This is a genomic window from Vibrio sp. Vb1554 (genome assembly GCF_033344235.1).
Map to the genome: position 1 here is coordinate 1 of NZ_JAWPOJ010000218.1, position 1,336 is coordinate 1,336.

The 1,336-nt window shown below is 46.7% G+C and carries 1 protein-coding gene and 1 pseudogene; one reads left to right on the plus strand and one right to left on the minus strand.

From position 1 onward, the window contains the following. On the minus strand, positions 1–966 hold a 966-nt coding region (locus R8N28_RS25105; RefSeq protein ID WP_318183650.1), incomplete at its 3' end, for a RecQ family ATP-dependent DNA helicase. 76 nt (positions 967–1,042) lie between these two features. Between R8N28_RS25105 and R8N28_RS25110 the strand changes: the two are divergent. Continuing rightward, positions 1,043–1,336, plus strand: a pseudogene (locus R8N28_RS25110) (transcription elongation factor); the annotation flags it as partial.

Sequence of the window (1,336 nt, forward strand, 5' to 3'; positions counted from 1 at the left end):
TGCTCGACCTATTTCCTGGGCATAGTTTTCAATGGATTTAGGCAGATCAAAGTGGATCACTCGGCGAATATCGGATTTGTCGACACCCATCCCAAAGGCAATCGTGGCCACAATGCAGTCAATTTGGCCCGCCATAAATTGCTGTTGTATTTGCTCACGAACTTCACTTTTCATTCCCGCGTGATACGCATGAGCGTTAACGCCAATGTGGATCAATGACTTAGCTACTTGCTCTGCAGTTTGCTGTTGCGTTACGTAAACGATAGTTGGCAGTTTAGGGGCTGCGGCGACAATCGTGTTGAGTTGCGTTTGCTTTTCGGACTCTTCGCAAGGGATGACTGAAATATCGAGGTTCGAACGGTAAAAGCCAGTTACAGTAATGTGGTCACTCGCAATATCGAATTTATTTTTCATGTCCTCAATAACGGCAGGTGTTGCTGTGGCGGTCAGCAACAAGGTTTGGGGAATATTCAGTTCTCGCTGATATTGCGGCAACTTGAGGTAATCCGGACGGAAGTTATGCCCCCACTCAGAGATACAGTGCGCTTCATCGACCACCATCAAAGAGATTGGCACCTGACGAATGAACTCGCGAAAGCGCTCGTTTTTGAGGCGTTCGACAGAAATCATCAGAATTTTGATTTCACCGTTTTTGACTCCAACCATTACGCGTTGCGCTTCTTCTCTGCTTTGGCTGCTATCAATAGAAGCGGCGGCGATCCCTTTGCTTTGCAAAAAGCTCAGCTGATCTTTCATTAGTGCCAGTAATGGCGAGATCACTAAAGTGAGGTTTGGCAGCATGGTGGCGGGGAGTTGATAACAAAGAGATTTGCCCGAGCCCGTTGGAAATATTGCTGCTGCAGAGTAACCATTCATGACCGATTCAATAACTGGTTGTTGGCCTTGGCGTAATGAGTCAAAACCAAACACGGATTGAAGCGTTTGTAGTAACTGGGTACTTTGCATGCTAGGGAAACCTTTCTTCGGTGATAGACTAGGGTACATTAACATATCCTGCCTACTGAGCGCGCCTTCAAAAAGTATGAACAAAGCTGAGTTAATCCAAATCATCATTCATCAATTGGAAGAAAAACTTCGAATTGCACACGCTTCCACCCAAAGAGCCATCGATGCCGCAACGGACGAAGAAACAGTGCCCGAGCATAAGTACGACACGCTTGCATTAGAGGCTTCCTATCTTGCTCATGGCCAAGCAATGCGAGTACAAGAGAGTGAGGACGAATTGCGTCAGTATCGCTCAATGGTTATTCGCGACTTTACGGATGCGCCAATAGGTGTAGGCGCGTATGTGGTTCTCGTCGATGAGAATAATATC